This window comes from Sphingomonas hominis (assembly GCF_013328205.1).
In the GTDB taxonomy this organism is placed as follows: Bacteria; Pseudomonadota; Alphaproteobacteria; order Sphingomonadales; family Sphingomonadaceae; genus Sphingomonas; species Sphingomonas hominis.
Genome location: NZ_JABULH010000001.1, coordinates 834,101 through 850,780 on the forward strand (window position 1 = coordinate 834,101; position 16,680 = coordinate 850,780).

Genomic DNA, 16,680 nt, shown 5'->3' on the forward strand with positions numbered 1-16,680 from the left:
ATGGCGATCGACATCAAGATGCCGGCGCTGTCGCCCACGATGGAAGAGGGCACGCTGGCCAAGTGGCTGGTGAAGGAAGGCGACACGGTCAAGTCCGGCGACATCATGGCCGAGATCGAGACCGACAAGGCAACGATGGAATTCGAGGCGGTCGACGAGGGCGTCGTCTCCAAGATCCTGGTGGCGGAGGGTACCGACAACGTGAAGGTCGGCGAGGTCATCATGCAGCTCGACGGCGAGGATGCAGGGGCTGGTAGCTCGACCGCGTCGGAGCAGGCGGCGCCCGCCGATCAGACGACCGCGACGAAGGACGACAATCCCGCCGCCGACGCCAAGGCCGACGAGAAGAAGGCCGATACGGTCGAGGATTCGGCGCACCCGGCGCAGGAGAAGGTCGAGACCGGCGCGCGCCAGTTGTTCGCCGCTGCCGAGAACAAGGCCGAGGTGCGCGACCCCGCGATCCCCGCCGGCACCGAGATGGTGAAGATCACCGTCCGCGAGGCGCTGCGTGACGCGATGGCGGAGGAGATGCGCGCCGACGACCGCGTGTTCGTGATGGGCGAGGAAGTCGCGCAGTACCAGGGCGCGTACAAGGTGACGCAGGGGCTGCTCGACGAGTTCGGCGAGCGCCGCGTGATCGACACGCCGATCACCGAATATGGCTTCGCCGGGATCGGTTCGGGTGCGGCGATGGGCGGGTTGAAGCCGATCGTCGAGTTCATGACCTTCAACTTCGCGTTGCAGGCGATCGACCACATCATCAACTCGGCCGCCAAGACCAACTACATGTCGGGCGGTCAGATGCGCTGCCCGATCGTGTTCCGTGGTCCGAACGGCGCGGCGAGCCGCGTCGGCGCGCAGCACAGCCAGAACTTCGGCCCGTGGTACGCGAGCGTGCCGGGCCTGATCGTGATCGCGCCCTACGATGCGGCGGACGCCAAGGGGCTGCTCAAGGCCGCGATCCGCACCACCGATCCGGTCGTGTTCCTGGAAAACGAGCTGCTCTACGGCCGCTCGTTCGAGGTGCCGAAGCTCGACGACTGGGTGCTGCCGATCGGCAAGGCGCGGATCATGCGCGAGGGCCGTGACGTGACGATCGTCAGCTACTCGATCGGCGTCGGGCTCGCGCTCGAAGCCGCCGACAAGCTGGCCGAAGAGGGCATCGACGCCGAGGTGATCGACCTGCGCACGCTGCGCCCGCTCGACAAGCAGACGGTCTTGAAGTCGCTTTCCAAGACCAACCGCATGGTCGTGGTCGAGGAAGGCTGGCCGACCTGCTCGATCGCGTCGGAAATCAGCACGATCGCGATGGAGGAGGGGTTCGACGACCTCGACGCGCCGGTGATGCGCGTGACCGACGAGGACGTGCCGCTGCCTTATGCCGCCAATCTGGAGAAGCTGGCGCTCGTGTCGGCGGACAAGGTGATCGCGGCGGTGAAGAAGGTCTGCTATCGCAACTAAGCCGCGCGCCTGCGGCCGCTCACGTCGTCGTGTAGCGGTCGCAGGTATATGGCGTTGCTTGAGGTTGAGGATTGTAGATCTGGTTGAAGACTCGTTTGTCGCGCACGATGAACGACGCCTTATAGTGTAATTGCATCGGCCCGGACGGGATCCAGATACGTCCCAACACCGGCTGGTAATCATAGGCGATCTCGACGAACATCACGCCTGAGTCGGGTGGTGCGGTCACCAATGCACCAGGATCGCCCATGCCGGCGACCCGGGTTCCGGGCGTCGCAGGAAGCGGTTGCGTGCCCGCATCCGTGGGAGCCACGCCGTAGCGCGAGTCGTACATCGCGCCCTTCTTCATGCCTAGGCATCGCTGCCAGTGGATGAATTGTTGTCCATCATGCTCTTCCAGGCTGGACAGCGTAATGCGACCATATTGCGTCAGGCCCCATTTCTCACCTTGCAGGCGTGCGGCGGTGAGCACGTCGTTGACGTCGATCTCGCGTAGCTGCGACGAATTGTTGCTCTGCATGTCCCCGACGCGCGAGGCATTATCGGCGAGATTGAGCGAGATCTGGTTCACGCGCTCGTTCATCACAGTCAGATTGGCGTTCTCCACCGCGAAGCAGCCAAGGCTCAAGACGACAGGAAATGTATACGCAAACTCGATGAGCGCGAGGCCCCGACGATCGTGGCCGATCGTCGCGAGCATCTTTCGCAAGGGGCGCAACCCGTATCGCTTGATGGAACGCGCGCTCACTTGATGCATACAGACTCGACTGGTTGGGTTACTTGCGTGCGGTAGGGCTGGTTCTTCAGCAGCGTCTCCCCAACGATCGTCTGGTTGGGAGACATGCCCAAGAGACCGAACACCGGAAACAATCGGGTGTACGTCACCCGCATCGTATAACGCGTCACGTCGTTGGCGCCGCCTTGTGAGCGGCGACCGGGATCGGCGTCCCACTGCTTGTTGCCGTTCACGTCATCGAAGCATTCTCCACTGTCGAGTTGACCATTGCCGTTCTTGTCGGTGATCTGCTCCGGCTTGACCAACAGAAAGCTCGAGTAGCTCCGCCGCTCGGGTTCGAACTTCATGCCTGGACCGAGCAGGCTGACCATTGCTTGAACCTTGGCGTCGATCTGTGTCGCACTACTGACGTTATCCTCCAGCGCCGAGTCCCGGCCGGCCTTGTACATTGCGCCATCGAGGATCGACTGGGCATATGACTGGTATAGCAGGTCACACAAGCCCATCAGCAATCCGCACATCACCGGCGCAACGAACGCGAACTCGATCGCGGTCACCCCGCGCCGCTCGCGTGCGAGCCGCTTGAAAAAGATAGGCCTCACTTGTCGAGCCTCAGCATCGCCACCTGCTTGGCAATTTTTTGGAACAGCGTAGTCAGTCCGCTGCCCGTCGTCGTGTAAAGCGCCTGTCCGCTATTGCTGGCGCATTGCGTCAACTGATCGGTTGTGTTGGGCGCGATTGCGACTGTCCAGACATCGATCTTGAGTTTCGATGCTTGGCTACATGCGTAAAGGAAGCGGGCGTTGTGGAAGTCCTTCAGTGACGTGGTCGTGTTGGTTCCTCCGACGCGCTGATCGTAATATTCCATTCCGTACAGCCCGTAGATGTTAGCGTTTGGTGCCATGTCGCCGTCGGTCAGGAAGACGATGACTTTCTTCGGAGCGGGCTGTCCGCTGCGTCCGATATTGTCGGCGGCGAAGATACCGTTGGAGGCAAGCAGTCGAACGCCCCAGATCATGCCAGTGTCGTGGTAGGTACCGCCGAGCGGCTTGAAGTCCGCGGCGTCGACGTAACCGGCGACGTCGGACGCCGACATGACGGACAAACGGCGGATCGGCTTGCCGCACGAGTAAAAGCCCGATTTGCGCCGCGCCTCTGCACCCATGTTCAAGGCAGGATAATTGCTGCCGTAAAGGTAGGGGCTGAAATCCTCGCCGTTACTTTTTTGGTCCCAGTTGGCCGCATAGCTGTAGCGCGCCCATGTGATCGGAGCCCAAGCCGGGCGCCAGCGCGTTGCCATTGCGGTTGTCGGAACAAGCGACGGGTCGAGGTCGTACGAGGTGGAATTGAAGCTTGTCACACCAGCCTGGGTTTGACGCTCCTCAATGCAGCCGTCCCATCGCGAGGTCGCACCGTTCACTTGCGTCGGGTCCACCACGGACACGCCGGTCACGTACTTCGACACGTCGATGGGATATTGTTTGTACAACCAGATAGGACCAACGACCCTAGTATAATCCGAACAGCGCCCGGTGTTCGCGTTCCAGTCCTGCCAAGTATAAGTCGCGCTGGAATCAGACGTTCTAAATGTCAGGGCCGTAGTGGGGCTGCGTGTCGGAGTGTTGGCGCTGGACGGGCATTGAGCCTGTGGTTTGGTGTTTGCTTGCGACGTGCTGCTCAGCGAGATCTGGTATTCGTCTGAAACCTGTCGGGTCTCATAATCAACCCTTTCTCCGCTGTTCGATCCGGCAAGGTATGAGGGAGAGACCGCGGAGATCGCCTTTCCGGCGTTGATGATTGAGGTGTAACTGACGAATCCATACCGGACCCGGGTCGAACTATCGACCGACGTGGCAACGGTGCTGTAGAAGTCTTTCACCGCCTGCCGCAGCGCCTTCATCCGAGAACCGGAGCCCACCAGCGTTTCGGGCACACCATAGCTCATCGTGCCCGAGTAACCCGGCATCGCATCGGGGTCGTTCGACGGCCGCGTATACGCAACGGCAGGATTGGCGTTGACGTAGGTATTACACTGCGCTTCGCTGTCCTCCGGTCGGCACGCCATCGACCCGGTGGTGTCGAGCACGAAGACGATGTCGGTATCCGCGATGTCGTAGCGGGCCTTGCAGGTAACATCGATCGTGGCGTCACCCGCTCTCATGATCTTCGTGACCGTCATCGGCACGGTGACCGACGCGGTCCCGGATACTTGCTGGTCCCCGGTCTTGGTCGGCGTGAACGTCAGGTTAGTGGTATTGGCCCAGCCTGCTGGAAAGTTGTTGTTAAAGAAGTCCTGCGCGCGGCGGGTGGCGTTGGCGTCGAGTGTGGACGAGCCGTCGGAGAGCATGAACTTGCGCCCGGCGAGTACGCCCGCGTCGCATGCCTGCTGTAGGCGGGACTTGACCACGTACATACGCCCCATGTCGACCGCCGATCCGGCGAAAGCCGTCAGCGGGATCATGGCAGCGGCCATGATGACCAGCGTGTTCGCAGAACGATCGTGCAGCAAGCGCGTGAGAAAGTGCGCACGGTCGTGGGATGCGGAGCGGTGCGGGGGGCAAGTCTCGGTTGTCACCGCGTCGCGATGACGCAGAAACGTCCAATATCGGCTCAAGGAAGAGGGTTAAGGACGCATTAGCCACGCTTGCCGGTCGCTGGTCCGGGCGCCATCTGCGGCATGTGCGCGACATGCAACCTCTCAGCAGCCCCGAACAAGTTTTCGCGTGGTGTGGGCGTGCGATGCGAACGACGGGCGTCGACGCCTTGTTCGCGCTTGATCGGCAACTCGGCCAGATCGTGCGCACCACGGTGCAGCCGATCGTGGGTCAGATGCGGCTGACCTGGTGGTACGAAGCGCTTCGGGCACTCGATTATGCACCGCCACCGGCACAACCGCTGCTTACCGAGTTGGCGACCCGCGTCTTGCCGGCGGGGGTGACGGGTAGTGCGCTCGCGCCGATGAGCGAGGGCTGGGAAATATTGCTCGACGATGAGCGATCGGACGCCGCCTCACTTAAGGAGTTTGCGCGTTTGCGTGGTGGTGGCTTGTTCGCCGCGGTCGGGTGTCTGTTGGGCGCCACGTCGGATCTGCTCGAGCAGGCGGGCATGATCTGGGCGCTCGCCGATCTTGCAACCAACGTCACTCGTGATGCACTGCGGGAGCAGGCGCGTGCAACGGCCATCGCGTTGAGCGAGCAGGCGTTCGCCCAGCGGTGGGATGACGCGCGGATGCTCGGCGCGCTCGCACTCGACGCGCGGGCCGCGATGTTGGGGCAGGGGGCGCCTGGCGGGCCGCGCCGCGCTGCCGCGGTTGCTCGTTTCAGGCTACTTGGTCGCTGACGCCGCTTTACCTGGCGCAAGGGAGGCGGTTAACCTTGCGGCGGGGATGCAGAAGGGGGCTGGGGGATGTGGCGGTATCTGTTGGCGGGGTTGGTCGTCGTGCTGCTGGCGGCGGCCGGTTGGCTGATGTTCCACGGCGAGGCGCGCAGCGACGCCGCAGTTCGGTCAGATGTCGCACCAGCGGCAATGCCTTTGGCGCAAACACAAGAGGGTGAAGAGGCGCCAGTCGTGCTGCCAGAGGCGCCTGAGCGTTCGCGCGAGCAGAAGCGGTTCGATCGTTACGACAAGGATCGCGACGCCAAAATCACGCGCGACGAATATTTGACGAGCCGCGTCAAGGCATTCGCCAAGCTCGACCTGAATGGCGACCGACAACTGTCGTTCGACGAATGGTCGGCGAAAACGGCCAAGCGCTTCGCCGACGCCGATGCCGACCGTTCGGGCGCGCTGACAGCACCAGAGTTCGCGACGACCAAGCCGAAGCGGCGCGCGCGGTCGGCGTGCGCGTGCCTCGCTGCGGCAGCGCGCGACGACGACTAGGCAGCCAGCCAGCCGGCGAGCGCCTCGCGTCCGCGGTCGGTGTACATCCGCTTGCGATCCGCTTTCTTGATCTTGCCCGCGATCGGCGGAAACAGGCCGAAATTGACGTTCATCGGCTGGTAGGTTTCCGCCACCGCCTCGCCCGTGATGTGCGACAGCAGTGCACCCAACGCGGTCTCGCGCGGTGGCGAGCGTAGGTCGCGTCCGGCTAGTTCGGCCGCTGCGAACCGTCCGGCGAGCAGGCCGATCGCGGCGCTCTCCACATAGCCCTCGCAGCCGGTGATCTGCCCGGCGAAACGGATGTTCGGCCGAGAGGAGAGCCGCAGGGTGGCGTCGAGCAGTTCGGGCGAGCGCAGGAAGGTGTTGCGATGCAGGCCGCCCAATCGCGCGAACTCTGCATTCTGAAGGCCAGGGATGGTGCGAAAGATGCGAACCTGCTCGGCATGCTTCAGCTTGGTCTGAAAGCCGACGATGTTCCACAACGTGCCCTGCGCATTGTCCTGTCGCAATTGCACCGCGGCATAGGGCCAGCGCCCGGTGGCGGGCACGTCGAGGCCGACGCCCTTCATGGGGCCGAAGCGCAGCGTCTCGGGACCGCGCGCCGCCATCACCTCGATCGGCATGCACCCCTCGAAATAGGGAACGTCCTCCCATTCCTTATACTCGGTCTTCTCGCCGTCGAGCAGGGCCTGAACGAAGGTGTGGTATTGCTCCTTGTCGAGCGGGCAGTTGATGTAGTCGGTGCCGTCGCCCTTGTTCCAGCGCGACTGTGCCCAGGCCACGTCCATGTCGATCGAATCGCGGTGGACGATCGGCGCGATCGCGTCGAAGAAGGCGAGCGAATCGCGCCCGGTTTCGGCGGCGATGCTGTCGGACAGCGACGCGGCGGTGAGCGGTCCGGTGGCGATAATCGCTGGGCCATCAGGCAGCGTGTCGACGCGCTCGCGCACGATCGTGACGTTGGGGTGCGCCTTAAGCGCGGCGGTGACGCCCGCCGAGAAGCCGTCGCGGTCGACCGCCAACGCACTGCCAGCGGGGACGCGGTGCGTGTCGCCGGTGCGCAGGATCAGCGAGCCGAGCGCGCGCATCTCCTGGTGAAGCAGCCCGACCGCGTTCGACTCGGCATCGTCGGAGCGGAAGCTGTTGGAGCAGACGAGTTCGGCGAGGTGGTAGGTGTGGTGCGCGGGCGTGTTCTCGCCGCTGCCGCGCATTTCCGACAGGCGCACCTTGAAGCCTGCTTCGGCGAGCTGCCACGCGGCCTCCGAGCCTGCAAGCCCGCCGCCGATCACGTGAATGTCATGGGTCATGGGTGGCCAGATAACGCCTGACCTCATGACCGCAAGCATCGCGTCAATGCTGCTGGACGTTCACCAGCGCGTCGATCGCGGCTTGCAGGATGTGTGCGGCCGCCGCCGAGTCGATGCGTTCGGCGCGCTTGGCGCGGCTCATGTCCTGCTCGATCATCGCGCGTTCGGCAGCGACGGTCGACCAGCGTTCGTCCCACAGCAGGATGGGCAGGTTCATGTCGGCGCAATTGCGCGCAAAGGCGCGGGCCGACTGGCTGCGTGGGCTGACGCTGCCGTCGAGGTTGAGCGGCAGGCCCATGACGATACCGACGACGTGCTGCGCCTGGGCCAACTGGGCCAATGCTGCCTTGTCGGCGGTGAATTTGGTGCGGCGGACAAGGGGGGCGGGGCTGGCGAAGCTCCACCCCGCGTCACACAGAGCGGTGCCGATCGTCTTGGTGCCGAGGTCGAGCCCCAGCAGCCGCCCACCGTTAGGCAAAGCCGCGGCGAATTCATGCGCGTCGGTCGTGATCATCGCGCTGCCATCCGGCGCGCAGCGTCGGCGCGGACGTTGGCCCAGAACAGGCTGTAGTCGTAGACGTGATAGTTGTTGCCCGGCAGCACGTACGGGCCGACATCGGGGGGCGACCCGATCAGCAGCAGACCGCGCGCATCGCAGCGCGCACCGACCGTGCCGGGGCGCAGCTGCGCGGTCGACAGGTCTTCGCTGGGATAGAGCGTGCCGAGGTTGGCCGTTGCCGGAGCAGCGGTGAAGGGCACGCCGGTGATCGGGTTCGTACACAGCATCCGCGTGCCCTTGCGCGGGCGTCCGTCGAACCCGGTGGTACGGTCGTAATTCTCGGTGATCAGCGAGGGATCGGCCGGCTCGGCGAAGCTCTGCCACGACAGGATACAGCCGCGCTGGTCGGCGCGCACGCAGGCAGGTAGCCCTAGCGCGGACAGGTCGGTCGCAGTCGAGACCGGCCAGCCGATCACGTAAGCCGCGACGATGCGACGCGCGAGCGGCTTGCCCGCGACCCGGTCGCGCAGCAGGTGGGTCAGGTGCAAGCCACCCTGGCTGTGCCCGGCGAGGATGATTGCGCGATCGGGGCCAACCTGCGCCAAGAAGTCGTCGAAGGCGGCGAGCACGTCGCGGTACGCTTGATCGAGCGCACGCTCGGCATTCGCCTGATCGGTCAGGAACGCGCCGAAGGTCGCCTGATGATAACGCGGCGCCCAGATCTCGCCGACCGCGTTGAACGCGCTCGCCTGCCCGCGCAGGAACAATGCGGCGCGGTCGTTCGCCTCCGCGTCATAGAGCGGCGCGTTCCAGTGCGCGCGGTTGAGGTAAGACGTCGGGTGGATGAAGAACACTGCCGCACCGCCGGGCTGCCGCCGCGGCTGCTCACCCGCGGGCGTCCACAATGCGGGGTTGTTGCGGATGTCGGGCCGCGCGAGCCACAGCTTGGCGTCGCGGTAGTCGGCCGGGGTCAGGCCGCGTACCGCCTTGAACTCCTCGCCCGGCACCATTGCCGCGCGCATCAGCTCGACGCCCCAGATGCGGTAGGCGATGAGCCCCGCGAGCGCGAGGACGATCAGTCCGGTGACGATGTAGAGGAATTTGCGAACCAAGCGACAGCGTCCATTACCCTGGCACCGCGAGAAGAGCCGCGCCGGTCGGCTTCGCTCTGCCGCAGCCGGGATCGCTGCGCAATCACGCGGTTGCGCAGGGAATGCGGCTGGTGGTAGCGGCGCGGGCATGTCCGTAGACACAGCAACCGTTAAACGCGTGGCCAAGCTCGCGCGGATCGCGATCGGCGACGAGGAGGCGAGCCGCCTCGCGCCCGAACTCGGCAACATCCTCGGCTGGATCGAGCAATTGGGTGAGGTCGACACCTCGTCGGTGCAGCCGATGACCGCGGTGATCCCGAACCATCTGCGGCTGCGCGACGACGTGGTGACCGATGGCAACATCCGCACGCAGGTGCTCGCCAACGCGCCCCAGGCCGAGCACGGCTTCTTCACGGTTCCCAAGGTGATCGAATAGTGAGCGAGCTGACCGACCTGGGTATCCGCCAGATCCGCGACGGCGTGGCGGGCGGCGACTTCTCCGCGCGCGAGGTGGCCGAGGCCTTCAACGCCGCGGTGGCGGCCGCGAAGCCGCTCAACGCGTTCATTGTCGAAACGCCCGACCACGCGCTCGCCGCGGCCGACAAGGTCGATGAGGCGCGCGCGGCAGGTGACACGCTGCCATCGATGGCGGGCGTGCCGATCGGGATGAAGGACCTGTTCTGCACCCGCGGCGTGCAGACAACCGCGGCGAGCCACATTCTTGAAAGCTTCAAGCCCGAATATGAGTCCACCGTTTCGCAGAAGCTGTGGGACGCGGGCGCAGGCATGCTCGGCAAGCTCAACCTCGACCAGTTCGCAATGGGGTCGTCGAATGAGACGAGCTATTTCGGCAACGTGATCAGCCCGTGGCGGCGCAACGACGGCGGCAATGCGCCCCTAGCGCCCGGCGGATCGTCGGGCGGCAGCGCGGCGGTCGTTGCGGGGCGGATCGCGCCCGGCGCAACGGGTACCGATACGGGCGGTTCGATCCGCCAGCCCGCGGCGTTCGTCGGCATTTCGGGCATCAAGCCGACCTACGGGCGCTGCTCGCGCTGGGGCACGATCGCCTTTGCCTCCTCGCTTGATCAGGCGGGACCGATGGCACGCGACGTGCGCGACTGCGCGATCATGCTGGAGGCGATGAGCGGGTTCGATCCGAAGGACGCGACCTCGCTCGACCTGCCCGTACCCAAGTGGGAGGCCGGGCTGAACGCGAGCATGGCCGGCAAGCGCGTCGGCATCCCGCGCGAATACCGTGTCGACAACATGCCCGAGGAGATCGAGGCGTTGTGGCAGCAGGGGATCGCCTGGCTGCGTGACGCTGGTGCCGAGATTTTGGAGGTGTCGCTTCCGCACACGCGCTACGCGCTGCCGGCCTATTACATCATCGCGCCGGCCGAAGCATCGTCCAACCTGGCGCGTTACGACGGCGTGCGGTTCGGGCAGCGCGACCTGCCCGAGGGTGCGAACCTGCAGGACATGTACGCCGCGACGCGCGAGGCGGGGTTCGGCGACGAGGTGAAGCGTCGCATCCTGATCGGTACCTACGTGCTGTCGGCGGGCTTCTACGATGCCTATTTCACGCAAGCATCGAAGGTCCGCGCGCTGATCGCGCAGGATTTCGAGCGCGCGTGGGAGCAATGCGACGTGCTGTTGACCCCGACCGCGCCGTCGGCCGCGTTCGAGCTGGGTGAGAAGAGCGCCGATCCGCTGGCGATGTACCTGAACGACGTCTTCACCGTGCCGTCGTCGCTGGCCGGGTTGCCGGCGATGAGCGTGCCGGGCGGGCTCGACAAGGCGGGGCTGCCGCTCGGGCTGCAGGTGATCGGTCGCGCGCTCGACGAGCAGGGCGTGTTGAACGCCGCGCTCGCGATCGAAGAGCGCGCGGGCTTCGTGGCGCGGCCGGAGCGCTGGTGGTGATAGGCAGGCGTGCGAGCAAGGCTCGTGCGCCGTGGGTGGAAGCGGATTGACGACAATGGAATCGACCTATCGCATCAAGGGCGCGACCGGGGACTGGGAGGTCGTGATCGGCCTGGAAGTCCACGCGCAGGTGACGAGCAACGCCAAGCTGTTCTCGGGTGCGGCAACCGCGTTCGGGGCCGAGCCGAACAGCCAGGTGAGCCTGGTCGACGCGGCGATGCCGGGGATGCTGCCGGTGCCCAACCGCGAGTGCATCCGCCAGGCGGTACGCACCGGGCTGGCGATCGACGCTCAGATCAACAAATGGTCGCGGTTCGATCGGAAGAATTACTTCTACGCCGATCTGCCGCAGGGTTATCAGATCAGCCAGCTCTACCATCCGCTGGTCGGCGAAGGCGCGATCGAGATTGAGGACGGCGACGCGGTCAAAACGATCGGGGTCGAGCGCATCCACGTCGAGCAGGACGCGGGCAAGCTGATGCACGACCAGCATCCGACGCGCTCCTACGTCGACCTCAACCGGTCAGGCGTGGCGCTGATGGAGATCGTCAGCCGCCCGGACATGCGCTCGCCCGCGGAAGCCGGGGCGTATCTGACGAAGCTGCGCTCGATCCTGCGCTACGTCGGGTCGTGCGACGGCAACATGGACCAGGGATCGATGCGCGCCGACGTCAACGTGAGCGTGCGCAAGCCGGGTGACGAACTCGGCACACGTACCGAGACGAAGAACGTCAACTCGGTCCGTTTCGTGATGGCCGCGATCGAGCATGAGGCGAAGCGGCAGGTTGAGGTGCTTGAGGACGGCGGCGCGATCCAGCAGGAGACGCGGCTGTTCAACCCCGATACGGGCACGACGCGGTCGATGCGGTCGAAGGAAGACGCGCACGATTACCGCTATTTCCCCGATCCCGATCTGCTGCCGCTCGAACTCGACGATGCCTTTCTCGAGGAGTGCCGCGCGTCGCTGCCCGAACTGCCCGATGCCAAGCGCAAGCGGTATGAGGCGTTAGGGATCAGCGCCTATGCCGCCAACGTCCTAACCGCCGAGGTCGAGAGCGCGCGCTGGTTCGACGCGCTGCTGGAGACGGGTGCGGCGCCGGTCGCAGCGGCAAATTGGGTGACAAGCGAGCTGTTCGGTGCACTGAACCGCCTTGGCAAGTCGATCGGCGATAGTCCGGTGCAGCCGGGGCAGGCGGCGGAGCTGCTCGCGCTGGTGGCGGACGGCACGTTGTCGGGCAGTCTTGCCAAGCAGGTGTTCGAGGCGATGCTGGAAACGCGCGACGCGCCGGGCAAGATCGTCGAGGAACGCGGGCTCAAGCAGACCAGCGACACGGGCGCGATCGAGGTGGTGATTGCCGACGTGCTGGCGAAGAACCCCAAGCAGCTCGAGCAATATCGCGGTGGCAAGGAAACGCTGTTTGGCTTCTTCGTCGGTCAGACGATGAAGGCGATGGCTGGCAAAGCCAATCCGCAGGTGGTCAACGATCTGCTGAACAAGGCGCTGGCAAACTAACTTGCGGTGGTGAACCGAGGGTCGGCCGCCATCAGCGAGACCGACCCTCGAGCGGTTACTGCTGCGTGTCGTCCTGGTTCTTCACCTCGCCGCCGGTACCGCTATTGCCGTCGAACTCGCCGGTGTCGGTGAACATCGCGGGCTCCGAGCCGCCTTCGCCGCGCTCAACCGCGTCGCTGCGTGCCTCGACGGCCTGCTGGATGTCGGGGCGCTCGTCATCGCGGTTGGGCGTCACGTCTACTGTCTTTGGATCGGTCATAGCGGCCTCAGATGGTCGGGTTCGCGGGGGCGGGCATCTCGTTCGGCGCGCCCGGGCTTGGCATGTCGATGTCGGGTCCGGGCGGCGACACTTCCGGCGGCGGTACGTCGGGCTGCGCGGGTTGGGTCGGCTGCGGCACGTCGGCGGGCAGATCGCCTGGGTTGGTGGCCATGTGTTCGTCTCCTTCGCTGGTCTGAACGCCGTGCGGCAAGCTTCGGTTGCCGCCGCGCTTGCTCCCGCGGTTTCCACGGTATAGAGGCGCGCGACCGACGGTGTCCTGTGCGGGCGTGGCGGAACTGGTAGACGCAGCAGGTTTAGGTCCTGCCATCGCAAGATGTGGGGGTTCGAGTCCCTTCGCCCGCACCAGTCCCGCGACTTGCTCGCGGGTGCCACCATCAACGATATTCCTAGAAGCGAAGGCGTAACATGCAGACTGTGGAGACGTTGAACGAGGGGCTGAAGCGCGTCTACACCCTCACCATCCCCGCCGCCGAGATCGCGAAGAAGGTCGACGCCGAGCTGAAGCGCGTCGCTCCGCAGATCCGCATGCCCGGTTTCCGTCCCGGCAAGGTGCCCGCCAATCTGGTGCGCAAGATGCATGGCCCCGCGCTGATGCAGGAAGCGCTCAACACCTCGATCCAGGACGGCGTGCAGTCGCTGATCGCCGAGAAGCAGCTGCGTCCCGCGACCCAGCCCTCGGTCGAACTCGCCGACGGATATGAGGAAGGCAAGGACGCCGAGCTCAAGGTCGAGCTGGAAGTGCTGCCGCAGGTGTCGACGCCCGCGATCGACGCGCTGAAGCTCGAGCGCTTGAGCGTGCCGGTTGCCGACGAGGCGGTCGACGCGCACCTGCAGAAGTTCGCCGACCAGCAGAAGAAGTGGGACGACGCTGGCGAGAAGGCTGCCGAGCAGGGCGATCTCGTCACCGTCGACTTCGTCGGCAAGACGACCGATGGCGTGGCGTTCGAGGGCGGCACCGGCGAGGATATGGCGGTCGAGATCGGCTCCGGCCGTCTGATTCCTGGGTTCGAGGATCAGGTTGTCGGTGCGAAGGCCGGTGAAGAGCGTCAGATCAAGGTGACCTTCCCGGAGGACTATCCGGCCAAGGAGCTCGCCGGGCAGGACGCGACCTTCGACCTGACGATCAAGTCGGTGAAGACTGCTGGCGAGAGCGTGATCGACGACGAGCTCGCGACCAACTTGGGGCTTGAGAGCCTGGAGCAGCTGCGCGGTCTGCTGAAGGGGCAGATCGAGCAAGAACACAACGGGCTGACGCGCACCCACATGAAGCGCAAGCTGCTCGATCAGCTCGCCGAAGGGCACGACTTCGAAGTGCCGCCGTCGATGGTCGAGGCGGAGTTCAACCAGATCTGGTCGCAGCTCCAGCACGAAGCGACGCACGAGCCCGATCCGCAGGCGGCACTCGCCGAAATGGAAGCCGAGCGCGACGATTACCGCAAGATTGCCGAGCGCCGCGTGCGTCTGGGCCTGCTCCTGTCGGAGATCGGCCAGGCGAACGGCGTCGAGGTCAGCCAACAGGAAATGCAGCGACTGATCATGCAGGCCGCGCAGCAATATCCGGCCGAGCAGCGCCAGCAGTTCGTCCAGTATGTGCAGCAGGAGCCGATGGCTGCCGCCCAGCTGCGCGCGCCGCTGTACGAGGACAAGGTCGTCGACTTCCTGTTCGAAAAGGCCGAGATCACCGATCGCGAGACGACGCGTGAGGAGCTGGAGGCCGCGATCGAGAGTGAGGACGGCTTCGCGACCGGTACCCACACGCACGATCACGACAACCACAAGCCCAAGCAGAAGGCGAAGAAGGAAGTGGCCGAGCCCGCGACCGACGAAGACGCCGCTGCCGAGGTGACCGAGGCAGAGCCGGCGAAGAAGGCTGCCAAGAAGCCGACGGCCAAGGGCGACAATGCCGGCGTCGAGTCGACCGACGCCGAGGCCGCGCCGGCCAAGAAGCCGCGCGCCAAGAAGGGTGCGCCGGTCGAGGCCGAGACGCAGGTTCTCGAAGCATCGCCCGAGGCGGCAGAAGCAGCGGAAGGCACGACGGCGCCGGACGAGGCCGCACCCGCTGCCAAGAAGCCGCGCGCGAAGAAGGCGCCCGCGACCGAAGCGTGATGTTAAGGGGTGGGCGCTAGTTACTGGCGCTCACCCGCGGCATCGTCGCGGGCTGTGTTCCTTCAGTCTGGAGCGTTGCCGCGGTGATGCTCGATCGGGTGTTCAGTGCCGCCATCAACCGCTCCGACGATCGCCGTGCTGCTGCCTTGCTACAATGAGGAAGCCGCGATCGCGCAGACTGTAGCGGATTTCCGCTCAGCGCTGCCCGGTGCCGCGATCTACGTTTACGATAATAACAGCCGCGACCGGACAGTCGAGGTAGCGCGCGCTGCCGGCGCGATTGTCCGGACCGAGCGTATCCAGGGCAAGGGCGCGGTGGTGCGGCGCATGTTCGCCGACGTCGATGCCGACGTCTACGTGATGGCGGACGGCGACGCGACCTACGATGCCGCATCGGCGCCAGCACTGGTCGCGCGATTGCTCGACGAACAGCTCGACATGGTGGTCGGCAGCCGCGTGCACGAGGCGGTCGAGGCGTATCGCCGCGGGCATCAGTTCGGCAACGCGATGCTGACGGGCATGCTCGCGCGGCTGTTCGGCCGCAGCTTCAGCGACATCTTATCAGGCTACCGCGTCTTCTCGCGCCGGTTCGTGAAAAGCTTCCCGGTCTTGTCGGTCGGGTTCGAGATTGAGACCGAGATCAGCGTGCATGCGCTTGAGTTGAAGATGCCGGTCGCCGAAGTCTCGACGCCCTATTTTGCTCGGCCCGAGGGTTCCGCATCGAAGCTGTCGACTTACCGCGACGGCTGGCGCATCCTCGGGACGATCGTGACGCTTTATCGGATCGAGCGGCCGTTGTGGTTCTTCGGCGGTCTGGGTGGCTTGCTGGCGCTGCTCGCTGTCGTGCTCGCGGTGCCGCTCGGCATCACTTATGCCGAGACGGGTTTGGTGCCGCGCGTGCCGACGGCCATCTTGGTCACCGGTCTGGTCATCATTGCGACACTGGCGTTCTTCGCCAGCTTGATCCTCGATACGGTGGTGCGCGGGCGTCGCGAGGTGCGCCGGCTGGCCTATCTCGGGCATCCGGCGCCGCGGCCTTCTTGATCCCAGCCAGCCTCCCAATCTCTACCGCCCACGTTGGGGCTTGAACAAGCCTGCGCCAGCGACGATGTTGCAGGTCTTCCCTTCAAGAGAGTTTTTCCATGCACAATCCGTTCGACAACGGCGATTTCGCGGGCAAGTTGGCGAGCGCCGGCGTCGGCCTCCAGCCGACCCAGGCCGGGCTGGTTCCGATCGTGATCGAGCAGTCGAACCGCGGTGAGCGTTCGTTCGACATCTTCTCGCGCCTGCTGCGCGAGCGCATCGTGTTCGTGACCGGCGGCGTCGAGGACGGCATGGCCTCGCTCATCACCGCGCAGTTGCTGTTCCTTGAGTCGGAGAACCCGAAGAAGGACATCTTCATGTACATCAACTCGCCAGGCGGCGTCGTCACGGCGGGCATGGCGATCCACGACACGATGCAATACATTCGGCCGCGTGTCGGCACGGTCTGCATCGGGCAGGCGGCATCGATGGGCAGCTTTCTGCTGGCATCCGGAGAGCCGGGCATGCGCGTCGCGCTTACCAACGCGCGCATCATGATTCACCAGCCATCGGGCGGCGCGCAGGGCATGGCGTCGGACATCGAGATCCAGGCCAAGGAGATCCTGCGCATCCGCAAGCGGATGAACGAGCTCTACAGCCAATATACCGGTCAGCCGCTGGAGGAGATTGAGCGTCGCATGGACCGCGACACGTTCCTTGAGGCCAACGAAGCCAGGGACTTCGGGCTGATCGACGAGGTGTTCGACAAGCGGCCTGCACCGGCTGACGACGTGGCGGCTGCCGCCTGAGCGGCGCCACGCCGCAACGGCATTGCCCACTGAACGAGGGGCGGGTTACCATGCCT

Annotated in this window: 17 protein-coding genes and 1 tRNA gene; 10 read left to right on the forward strand and 8 right to left on the reverse strand. The window is 65.2% G+C overall.

Annotation, left to right across the window (positions count from 1 at the left end):
• Positions 1-1,461 carry a pyruvate dehydrogenase complex E1 component subunit beta gene (locus tag HRV97_RS04225; protein ID WP_174192389.1) on the forward strand — a complete coding sequence of 487 codons (1,461 nt, stop codon included), beginning with the start codon at positions 1-3 and terminating at the stop codon, positions 1,459-1,461.
• Positions 1,462-1,480: 19 nt separating this feature from the next.
• On the opposite strand, the gene HRV97_RS04230 is transcribed toward HRV97_RS04225, so the two are convergent.
• From HRV97_RS04230 to HRV97_RS04240, 3 genes are read right to left on the reverse strand one after another with little or no spacing between them, the layout of a single operon-like run.
• The gene (locus HRV97_RS04230; protein ID WP_174192735.1) at positions 1,481-2,161 is read right to left on the reverse strand and encodes a TadE/TadG family type IV pilus assembly protein; all 681 of its coding nucleotides are present in this window, start codon (positions 2,159-2,161) and stop codon (positions 1,481-1,483) included.
• 44 nt (positions 2,162-2,205) lie between these two features.
• Positions 2,206-2,754 carry a TadE family protein gene (locus tag HRV97_RS04235; protein ID WP_343044424.1) on the reverse strand — a complete coding sequence of 183 codons (549 nt, stop codon included), beginning with the start codon at positions 2,752-2,754 and terminating at the stop codon, positions 2,206-2,208.
• Between the two features lie 41 nt (positions 2,755-2,795).
• Positions 2,796-4,670 (reverse strand): pilus assembly protein TadG-related protein, encoded by a 1,875-nt coding sequence (locus HRV97_RS04240; RefSeq protein ID WP_174192390.1) that lies wholly within the window; start codon positions 4,668-4,670, stop codon positions 2,796-2,798.
• A gap of 65 nt (positions 4,671-4,735) precedes the next feature.
• On the opposite strand from HRV97_RS04240, the gene HRV97_RS04245 reads away from it, so the two are divergent.
• Positions 4,736-5,536 carry a hypothetical protein gene (locus HRV97_RS04245; protein WP_246248504.1) on the forward strand — a complete coding sequence of 267 codons (801 nt, stop codon included), beginning with the start codon at positions 4,736-4,738 and terminating at the stop codon, positions 5,534-5,536.
• Between the two features lie 66 nt (positions 5,537-5,602).
• A complete protein-coding gene (locus HRV97_RS04250) occupies positions 5,603-6,076 on the forward strand; it encodes an EF-hand domain-containing protein (RefSeq protein ID WP_174192391.1) in 474 nt (157 codons plus the stop codon).
• On the opposite strand, the gene trmFO is transcribed toward HRV97_RS04250, so the two are convergent.
• From trmFO to HRV97_RS04265, 3 genes are read right to left on the reverse strand one after another with little or no spacing between them, the layout of a single operon-like run.
• Positions 6,073-7,383, reverse strand: a complete 1,311-nt coding sequence (gene trmFO, locus HRV97_RS04255) for a methylenetetrahydrofolate--tRNA-(uracil(54)-C(5))-methyltransferase (FADH(2)-oxidizing) TrmFO (RefSeq protein WP_174192392.1) — start codon at positions 7,381-7,383, stop codon at positions 6,073-6,075. The genes HRV97_RS04250 and trmFO overlap by 4 nt on opposite strands.
• A 43-nt stretch (positions 7,384-7,426) precedes the next feature.
• The gene (gene ruvX / locus HRV97_RS04260; RefSeq protein ID WP_174192393.1) at positions 7,427-7,897 is read right to left on the reverse strand and encodes a Holliday junction resolvase RuvX; all 471 of its coding nucleotides are present in this window, start codon (positions 7,895-7,897) and stop codon (positions 7,427-7,429) included.
• Positions 7,894-8,994: a DUF3089 domain-containing protein gene (locus tag HRV97_RS04265; RefSeq protein ID WP_174192394.1), complete on the reverse strand. Its 1,101-nt coding sequence runs from the start codon at positions 8,992-8,994 to the stop codon at positions 7,894-7,896. The genes ruvX and HRV97_RS04265 overlap by 4 nt, the downstream gene beginning before the upstream one ends.
• A gap of 127 nt (positions 8,995-9,121) precedes the next feature.
• Between HRV97_RS04265 and gatC the strand changes: the two genes are divergently transcribed.
• The 3 genes from gatC to gatB are packed head-to-tail and all read left to right on the forward strand — an operon-like array spanning position 9,122 to position 12,406.
• Positions 9,122-9,409, forward strand: coding sequence for an Asp-tRNA(Asn)/Glu-tRNA(Gln) amidotransferase subunit GatC (gene gatC / locus HRV97_RS04270; protein ID WP_174192395.1), 288 nt, complete (start codon positions 9,122-9,124; stop codon positions 9,407-9,409).
• Entirely contained in the window at positions 9,409-10,893 is a 1,485-nt protein-coding gene (gene gatA / locus HRV97_RS04275; RefSeq protein ID WP_174192396.1) for an Asp-tRNA(Asn)/Glu-tRNA(Gln) amidotransferase subunit GatA, read from the forward strand. The genes gatC and gatA overlap by 1 nt, the downstream gene beginning before the upstream one ends.
• Positions 10,894-10,948: 55 nt before the next feature.
• Positions 10,949-12,406, forward strand: coding sequence for an Asp-tRNA(Asn)/Glu-tRNA(Gln) amidotransferase subunit GatB (gene gatB, locus HRV97_RS04280; protein WP_174192397.1), 1,458 nt, complete (start codon positions 10,949-10,951; stop codon positions 12,404-12,406).
• A 55-nt stretch (positions 12,407-12,461) separates the two neighbouring features.
• On the opposite strand, the gene HRV97_RS04285 is transcribed toward gatB, so the two are convergent.
• Complete coding sequence (locus HRV97_RS04285; RefSeq protein WP_174192398.1) at positions 12,462-12,665, reverse strand: hypothetical protein; 204 nt, start codon at positions 12,663-12,665, stop codon at positions 12,462-12,464.
• 7 nt (positions 12,666-12,672) lie between these two features.
• Positions 12,673-12,837 (reverse strand): hypothetical protein, encoded by a 165-nt coding sequence (locus tag HRV97_RS04290; protein WP_174192399.1) that lies wholly within the window; start codon positions 12,835-12,837, stop codon positions 12,673-12,675.
• Between the two features lie 109 nt (positions 12,838-12,946).
• Between HRV97_RS04290 and HRV97_RS04295 the strand changes: the two genes are divergently transcribed.
• The 4 genes from HRV97_RS04295 (at position 12,947) to HRV97_RS04310 (ending at position 16,624) form a co-directional block, all read left to right on the forward strand.
• Positions 12,947-13,031: transfer RNA gene (locus tag HRV97_RS04295), tRNA-Leu, on the forward strand.
• Positions 13,032-13,091: 60 nt separating this feature from the next.
• Entirely contained in the window at positions 13,092-14,792 is a 1,701-nt protein-coding gene (gene tig / locus HRV97_RS04300) for a trigger factor (RefSeq protein WP_174192400.1), read from the forward strand.
• 105 nt (positions 14,793-14,897) lie between these two features.
• On the forward strand, positions 14,898-15,836 hold the full coding sequence (locus HRV97_RS04305; RefSeq protein ID WP_174192401.1) for a glycosyltransferase: 939 nt from the start codon (positions 14,898-14,900) through the stop codon (positions 15,834-15,836).
• Positions 15,837-15,934: 98 nt separating this feature from the next.
• Positions 15,935-16,624 carry an ATP-dependent Clp protease proteolytic subunit gene (locus tag HRV97_RS04310; RefSeq protein WP_246248505.1) on the forward strand — a complete coding sequence of 230 codons (690 nt, stop codon included), beginning with the start codon at positions 15,935-15,937 and terminating at the stop codon, positions 16,622-16,624.
• The last annotated feature ends 56 nt before the right edge of the window (positions 16,625-16,680 follow it).